The 7393-nt window shown below is 69.7% G+C and carries 8 protein-coding genes; 5 read left to right on the forward strand and 3 right to left on the reverse strand.

Annotation, left to right across the window (positions count from 1 at the left end; genetic code table 11):
- Together ACLF6P_RS29610 and ACLF6P_RS29615 are read left to right on the forward strand one after the other, a co-directional pair.
- On the forward strand, positions 1-911 hold a 911-nt coding region (locus ACLF6P_RS29610), incomplete at its 5' end, for a phosphopantetheine-binding protein (RefSeq protein WP_415954500.1).
- A gap of 111 nt (positions 912-1022) precedes the next feature.
- Entirely contained in the window at positions 1023-2054 is a 1032-nt protein-coding gene (locus tag ACLF6P_RS29615; protein ID WP_415954501.1) for an ABC transporter ATP-binding protein, read from the forward strand.
- Here the strand turns inward: ACLF6P_RS29615 and ACLF6P_RS29620 are convergent.
- Positions 2032-2223 (reverse strand): hypothetical protein, encoded by a 192-nt coding sequence (locus ACLF6P_RS29620; RefSeq protein WP_415954502.1) that lies wholly within the window; start codon positions 2221-2223, stop codon positions 2032-2034. The genes ACLF6P_RS29615 and ACLF6P_RS29620 overlap by 23 nt on opposite strands.
- Between ACLF6P_RS29620 and ACLF6P_RS29625 the strand changes: the two genes are divergently transcribed.
- A complete protein-coding gene (locus tag ACLF6P_RS29625) occupies positions 2216-2941 on the forward strand; it encodes an ABC transporter permease (RefSeq protein ID WP_415954503.1) in 726 nt (241 codons plus the stop codon). The genes ACLF6P_RS29620 and ACLF6P_RS29625 overlap by 8 nt on opposite strands.
- 287 nt (positions 2942-3228) lie before the next feature.
- Here the strand turns inward: ACLF6P_RS29625 and ACLF6P_RS29630 are convergent, their stop codons facing one another.
- Positions 3229-3978, reverse strand: a complete 750-nt coding sequence (locus ACLF6P_RS29630) for an ABC transporter permease (RefSeq protein WP_415954504.1) — start codon at positions 3976-3978, stop codon at positions 3229-3231.
- The gene (locus tag ACLF6P_RS29635; protein WP_415954505.1) at positions 3978-4976 is read right to left on the reverse strand and encodes an ABC transporter ATP-binding protein; all 999 of its coding nucleotides are present in this window, start codon (positions 4974-4976) and stop codon (positions 3978-3980) included. The genes ACLF6P_RS29630 and ACLF6P_RS29635 overlap by 1 nt, the downstream gene beginning before the upstream one ends.
- Positions 4977-5451: 475 nt before the next feature.
- On the opposite strand from ACLF6P_RS29635, the gene ACLF6P_RS29640 reads away from it, so the two are divergent.
- Positions 5452-6687, forward strand: a complete 1236-nt coding sequence (locus ACLF6P_RS29640; protein ID WP_415954506.1) for an NAD(P)/FAD-dependent oxidoreductase — start codon at positions 5452-5454, stop codon at positions 6685-6687.
- Between the two features lie 104 nt (positions 6688-6791).
- Complete coding sequence (locus ACLF6P_RS29645) at positions 6792-7331, forward strand: YbaK/EbsC family protein (protein ID WP_415954507.1); 540 nt, start codon at positions 6792-6794, stop codon at positions 7329-7331.
- Positions 7332-7393 lie beyond the last annotated feature (62 nt).

Here is a 7393-nt window from a genome sequence, read left to right on the forward strand (position 1 = left end):
CCGCCACCTCCATCGCCTGGGGCCCCTGGGCCGGCGGCGGACTGGTCACCAGCGACGGCGAGGACATGCTCGCGCGCCGGGGACTGCCGGTCATGGACCCGCAGTACGCCCTCACCGCCCTCGCACAGGCAGTCACCGCAGCCGAAACGACCATCGCCGTGGCGGACGTGGACTGGGACCGCTTCACCCCCGCCTTCACCGCACTGCGCCCCAGCCCCCTCCTGGCCGACCTCCCCGACACCCACCCCACCAACCACGGCGGCCCCGACGACGGGACGTCCGCACGTACGGATGGTGGCGAGCCCGATCCCGCCGCCGCGCTGCGCCAGCGCCTCGCGTCGGCGGCTGGGGCGGACGGGGGTGAAGCGGCTAAGGCCGAAATCCTTCTCGATCTGGTACGCGGTGAGACAGCGCGCGTACTCGGAATCGCGAATCCCGCGCAGATCAAGGCGCGTCGCGGTTTCATGGAGATCGGATTCGACTCCCTCTTGGCCGTGGAACTCCGTAACGGCCTGAGTGAGCAGACCGGGCTCAAGCTTCCGGCCACCCTGGTCTTCGACTTCCCCGCGCCCGAAGATCTCGTCCGGCACCTGCGCGAACTGTTCGCCGAACTGTTCGCCGAGCCGATCGCCGAGCCGATCGCCGAGCAGTTCGGCGACGGACGAACCCGCCCCGGACCCACCACTGCCCTGGCGGAAATCGACCGCCTTGAGCGCGTACTCGAGTCCCTTTCGTCGCAGGGCGTGGACGGAGCGGACATCACCGGTCGACTGGAGGCGCTGCTGTCCCGCTGGAACGCGACGCAGGAAGCATCATCGACGACAACGGAACCGGAGATCGACGATCTGCTCGACGCGGCAACGCCCGACGAGATGTTCGAACTCATCCAGCGCGAGTTCGGCAAGAGCTGACTGCCGTTCACGCCCGCTCACACGCAACCGGAATTGAACTTTTCCACGTCCATCACTGGGAGCCAAAGGGTGTCAGGAACAGAGAAGACAGAAGAAGCAGAGAAGAAAGAAGTGGGCAATGGCGCCCATGACGCGGTCGTGGTGGTCGAGGACCTCGTCAAGGAGTACATCCCCGGCATGCCGCCGGCGGTCGACGGACTGAGCTTCACCGTCGCCCGCGGCGAGGTGTTCGGGCTCCTCGGCCCCAACGGCGCCGGCAAGACGACCACCATCCGCATGCTCACCACCATGGCGAAGGCCACCTCCGGGCGGGCCTTCCTGGACGGCATCGACGTCATCGCGCATCCCGACCGGGCGCGCGGCATCCTCGCGGTCGTCCCGCAGCACAACAACCTGGACCGCTCGCTGACGGTCCGGCAGAACCTCCTCTTCCATGCCGCTTACCACGGCATCGGCCGCTCCGAGCGCCGCCGCCGCGCCGACGAGCTGCTGGAACGCGTCCAGCTCACCGACCGGGCCGACTCCCTCGTGGACGAGATGTCCGGCGGCCAGGCGCAGCGCGTGATGATCGCCCGGGCGCTGATGCACGACCCGAGCGTGATGTTCCTGGACGAGCCGGCCACCGGACTCGACCCGCAGGCACGGCTGTTCGTCCACGACCTCGTCGTGGACCTCGGCCGCAGTGGCGTGACCGTCGTGATCACGACGCACGACATGGAGGAGGCCGCCAAGCTGTGCGACCGCATCGGCATCGTCGACCACGGCAAGCTGCTGACCCTGGGCACGCCCGAGGCGCTCATCCGTGATCTTCCGGGCGGTACGACGCTCACCCTCAAGCTCAACCTCCTGAACGAGGCCGAGACCCCGCAGGCCGTGGCCGAAGCGCTGACCGCCGTCCCGTGGGTGGCCGCAGCCGAGTACGTGCCCGGTGCCCCGGCCGTACCGCCGCCCTTCCCCGGCATGCCGGCCCCCGAGCCGGAGGAGGACCGGTTCGTGCTGAGCGTTGAGTCCGGCGCCGGCGACGTGCTGCCTCCGATGTTCAAGGTGCTCGGCGAACTGCACTGCGAGGTCAAGGACCTGGCCGTACGGGAGGCAAGCCTCGAAGACGTCTTCATTCACCTCACTGGCAGGGGACTTCGGTGACCATCACCACTTCCACGACGACCACGACAGCAGCTCCCCGACCGGCCACCGAGCCAACCGGGCCGAACGAGACGCGTTCGAGTACGCTCGCCCGTACTCCCAGCGGGCCGCGCAGTGTCTCCTCGCGCCGCATCTTCACGTCGATCCTGTGGCGGGACATCTTGGTCACGGCCCGTCAGCCGTGGCTCTTCCTCGCCGAGGCGCTGCTGCAGCCGCTGTTCATCCTGTTCATCTTCGGCAAGGTTCTCGCCGACATGAACTACGTAGACCCCAGTTACGTCCCGCTGCTGCTGCCCGGCATCGTCGGCCTGACCGCCTTCATCAGTGCACTCCAGGCCACGGCGCTGCCCCTGGTCATGGACTTCTCGTACTCGAAGGAGATCGAGGACCGGCTGATGGCCCCGGTCGGGATCCGGCTCGTCGCGGTCGAGAAGATCGTGTTCGGCGGGATACGCGGCTTCATCGCCGCCGCTCTCATGATCCCTGTCGGCATCCTGGTCCTCGGCGTGCCCTGGTGGCCGGCGTCGTCGCTGCCGCCGGTCCTCGCGGTGCTCGTCCTGGGTTCGCTGCTGGGTGGCGCGCTCGGCCTGGTGCTGGGCACGCTCGTGTCGGCCCGCCGCGTGGGCGTGGTGTTCGGACTCGCCCTGACGCCGTTGATGTTCACCGCCGCCGCACAGTATTCACTGCTCAGCCTGGAGGGCCTGCGCTGGTTCCAGGTGGTCGTCGGCCTCAACCCGATCACGTACATCAACGAGGGCCTGCGGGACGTACTGCTCCAGAAGGTGGACTCCGTACCCCTCGGCCTCGACATCGCGATCCTCGCCGCCGCGGCCCTGGCCGCGTCGTTCGTCGGCATCCGCGGATTCCGTCACCGGGCGCTCGGCTGACGGGACACCTCCCGTCGTCGCAGGGCAGCACCCGCCCACCGGACGCTGCCGGTCGAATTCGCCCCGCTGAGTCCCGACTCGGCGGGGCGAAGCCGTGCCATGCGGGGGCTGCGGGTGAGGGCCGGGGGGAGAGAAGGACCGAACGGACGGCAGCCGATGTCCTCCCCACCAAACGGCAGCCGCCGTCGCCTCCCCACCCCCCCACCCGCACCACCAAAAGGGCCGTGGGCGGCATCCGATCCGGATGCCGCCCACGGCCTTTGCCAGTTCCGTTCAGACGACCACGCTCACGCCTTACGCCCCGACCTCCGGTACGCGTACGTCGCGTACGCGCCGAACACCAGCAGCCAGCCGACCAGCACCAGGACCGCGGTCAGGCCGGGCGCGTTGCCGTCGACGGTGTCCCAGCCGAGCTGGCCGAAGCGGTAGCCGGGGGTCCACTCGGCCACCGAGGCGAGCCAGCCCGGGAACTCGGTGACCGGGAACCACAGGCCGCCGATCAGGGCGAGGGCCAGGTTGCAGACGATGTTCGTGACGTTCGTCGTCTGGGCCGACAGCTGGTAGCCGTTGGCGATGCCGAGCATCGTGAACGGCAGCGATCCCACCCACAGCAGCAGCGTCAGTGCGATCCACTGCCAGAGTTCCAGCCGCACACCGTTGGTGATCATGGCCACGAGCAGTACCACGACGATCGCCGGCAGCACCATCAGCGAACCGGTCACCGCGCGCCCCAGCACCACCTGGGCGGGCGAGAGCGGGGTGATCCGCAGTTGACGGAGCCAGCCGACGGCCTTGTCCTCGGCGACGGCGGTGCCCGAGGTCAGCCCGGCGCTCAGGGCGCCGTAGGCGGCCAGGCCCACCATGGCGGTGACGGCCCACTCGGAGGAGCCGCCGGAGGCCTTGTCGCCGACATTGGTGAACATGATGTACATCAGCACCGGCGTACCGATGCCGAAGATGACGAAGCCGACGTCACGGAACGTGCGGCGCAGCTCCAGGTTGACGTAACGGGACACCAGGGTGACGCTGCCGGCCATCACGCACCTGCCTTCGGGGACTGTACGGACGAGGAAGAAGTGGAGGAAGAGGTACCGGACAAGGAGGGAGCGGCGGACGACGATGTCGCCGCGGCGGAGTCGTGCGACGTCAGGTTGAGGAACGCGTCCTCCAGGCCCGCCGCGGCCACTTCGAGGCCACGCGGTGTCGTCAGCTGCGTCAGCTTGCTCAGGGTCGCGTCCGAGTCCGAGGTCCGCAGCCGCACGCGGCCGTCGGCGACCTCCACGGAGACGACACCGGGAAGCGAGTCCAGGCCGGCCGGTACCTCGCTCGACGACAGGTCGAAGGCGATCATGCTGACGCCGACGGTCCGCTTGATCTCCGCGCTGCTGCCGTCGACGACGAGCCGCCCGCGGTCGATGACGACGATCCGGTCCGAGTTCTGGTCGGCCTCTTCCAGGTAGTGCGTGGAGAACAGCACGGTCTTGCCGCGGTCGGTGAACGACCGCATCGACTCCCAGAAGGCCCGCCGCGCCTGCACGTCGAGCGCGGCCGTCGGCTCGTCGAGGACCAGCAGGTCCGGGTCGCCGGCCAGCGCGACGGCGAAGCTGACGCGCTGCGCCTGGCCGCCGGAGAGCTTGTCGGCGCGCCGCCCGGCGAGCTCGGTCAGCCCGGCCATGGCCAGTGCCTCGTCGACCGGCATCGGATTCGGGTACACCCCGGCCACGAACGACACCAGCTCACGCACCGTCACCCGGGAGACGGGCTTGAAGTCCTGGAGCATCGCGCCGACCCGGCCGTCGCGGACCGCGTGGTGCGGCGAGGAACCGAACAGCTCCACCGTGCCCGAGGTGGGCTCGTCCAGGCCGAGCAGCAGACCGATGGAGGTCGACTTGCCCGCGCCGTTGCGACCCAACAGGGCGACTCTCTCGCCTGAACCGATGATGAGATCGAGTCCGTCCACGGCGCGCACTGCGCCGAACTCCTTGACCGCGCCGGTGAATGAAACCACCGGTGTCGCCCTGTGTGTTGTCTCCATGGCGATCAGTCTAGGAGGATCGCCGGGCCCACGGTAGCGGACATTTCTGCACTTCAGGCCCCCGGAGAACACCCAGGAGCCGCCAACTCCACCATGAGCTGCGCCTTTTCCCGGACGCTCCTCAAAAGCAGGGGTTACCCCTGTTCATTACCCCTACCCACCCCACACTTCCAACGGGGGTCCCGGCTCACCGATTGGCAAACCTCCCCCGCCATACGGTAGTTGCGGATGCCACTCGATGAGGGAAAGGAAGCGACTAGGGATGGTCGGACACCAGCGGGCCGTGGTGTTGGGCGGGAGTTTCACCGCGATGCTCACCTCAGCGATGTTGGCTCGGTATTTCGACGAAGTGACCGTAGTGGAACGTGATGAATATCCGAATGGGCCGGAAATGCGTAAGGGGGTTCCGCAGGCCCGGCACTGTCACATTCTGTGGTCCGGCGGTGCCCGAATTGCCGAGTCGTATCTTCCGGGCATGACCGCCGGTCTGCTCGCCGCCGGCGCGCACCGCATCGGAATTCCCGACGGCCTCGTCTCCTACACGCCGTTCGGCTGGCAGCACCGCTTCCCGGAGTCCGAGTTCACCCTCGCCTCCAGTCGTGCCCTGCTGGACTGGGCGATGCGCGAGGAGGCGCTGCGCAGCGACCGGATCGCCGTCCTGACACGTACGGAGGTACTGGGCCTCACCGGAGGTGCGTCCGGGACGACGGCCGGAGGCACGGGACGGGTCACCGGCGTACGGACCCGTGACCGCGACTCGGGCGCGGAGCGGCACCTCGAGGCCGACCTCGTCATCGACGCCACCGGCCGCGGTTCGGCGATGCGACGCTGGCTCGGCGAACTGGGCGTACCGGCGCCGCAGGAGGAGAGCGTCGACACCGGCATGGTCTACGCGACCCGGATGTTCCAGGCGCCGCAGGCCGCCACCGGCTCCGGGTTCCCGCTGGTCAGTGTCCTCGCCGACTCGCGGCGTCCGGTCCCGGGCCGCGGTGCGGTCCTGATGCCGATCGAGGGCGGCCGCTGGATCGTCACCCTCTCCGGCACCCGCGGCGGCGAGCCGCCGGCCGACGCGGAGGGCTTCCTCACCTACGCGCGCGAGGGCGTCCGCCACCCGCTGATCGGCGACCTGATCGCCGACCTGGAGCCGCTGACCGCCGTACAGCGCTCGCATTCCACGGTCAGCAGGCGGCTCCACTACGACCGGCTGCCCGGCTGGCCCGAAGGCCTCGTCGTCATCGGCGACGCGACGGCCGCCTTCAACCCTGTCTACGGCCACGGCATGAGCGCCGCCGCCCGCGGCGTCGCCGCCTTCGAACAGCAGATCCGTGACCGCGGGCTCGGCGCCGGACTCGGCCGTACGGCCCAGCGGGCGATCGCCCGCGCCGCCGACGACGCCTGGATGATGGCGACCAGCAACGACGCGAGCTACCCGGGCTGCCGCGTCGCCAGCACCGACCCGCGCCTGACCGCGCCGGGCGCGCACCGCCGCGACTCCGACATGATGAGCAGCCTGGCGACCCGCAACCGCGCGGTCAGCCAGTCCGCGCTCGCGCTGATGACCCTGTCGACGAGCATCGCGGATATCCAGACCCCCCGGCTGCTCGCGGCGCTGCGCCGCGGCCCCGAGGTCCCGGTGCTCACCGAACCCCCGCTCCGCCCGGTGGAGTCCGCCTGCCTGCGCATGCCGGTGGGCGTGGGAGCGGCGGCCTGACGCACGACGATCCGCAGCACGCCGGGGAACGAGTTCCCCGGCGTGCTGCGTCGCGCCACCCGACCTTCCCAGCCGTAGTGCAGCCGTAGTAAGGAGAAGACGTCATGTCGGCAACGGCGATGTCACGGTCGAGAGCCCCGGACGACACGACCGGAACGCGCGACAGCACCCGAGCCCGCCTGCTGGACCTCCTGGAGAGCGGCGGAGCGAGCTACCGCCTCATCGCCCACGCACCCGAGGGCCGTACCGACGTGGCCAGCGCGCTGCGCGGACATCCGCTGGAGCAGGCGGCCAAGTGCATCGTCACGCGCGCCAGACTGGCCGGCAAGAGCTCCCGTTATGTCCTGGCCGTCGTCCCCGGCGACCGGCGCGTCGACCTCGCCCGCATCCAGGAGCTGTGCGGCGCGCGGCAGGTGTCGTTCGCGGACCGGGCCACGGCCGAGCGGCTGTCGGGCTGCGTCAGCGGCTCCATCGTGCCGTTCGCCTTCGACCCGGCGCTGGAGCTGATGGTCGATCCCGCCCTCCTCGCCCACGAGGAGATCTACTTCAACGCGGCGGACCTGGCCCTGTCGGTGGCGTTGGACGTAGGGGACTACGTCCGTCTGGCGACGCCCCGCAGGGAACGGATCACCGAACGCCCCTGACGAGGTGTCAGGCGGCGAAGAGGTTGAAGGTGGAGGTGGGTTTGGGGGTGGTGAGGGTGTCG

Origin of the sequence: Streptomyces lothianensis (genome assembly GCF_047779955.1) — a bacterium.
In the GTDB taxonomy this organism is placed as follows: Bacteria; Actinomycetota; Actinomycetes; order Streptomycetales; family Streptomycetaceae; genus Streptomyces.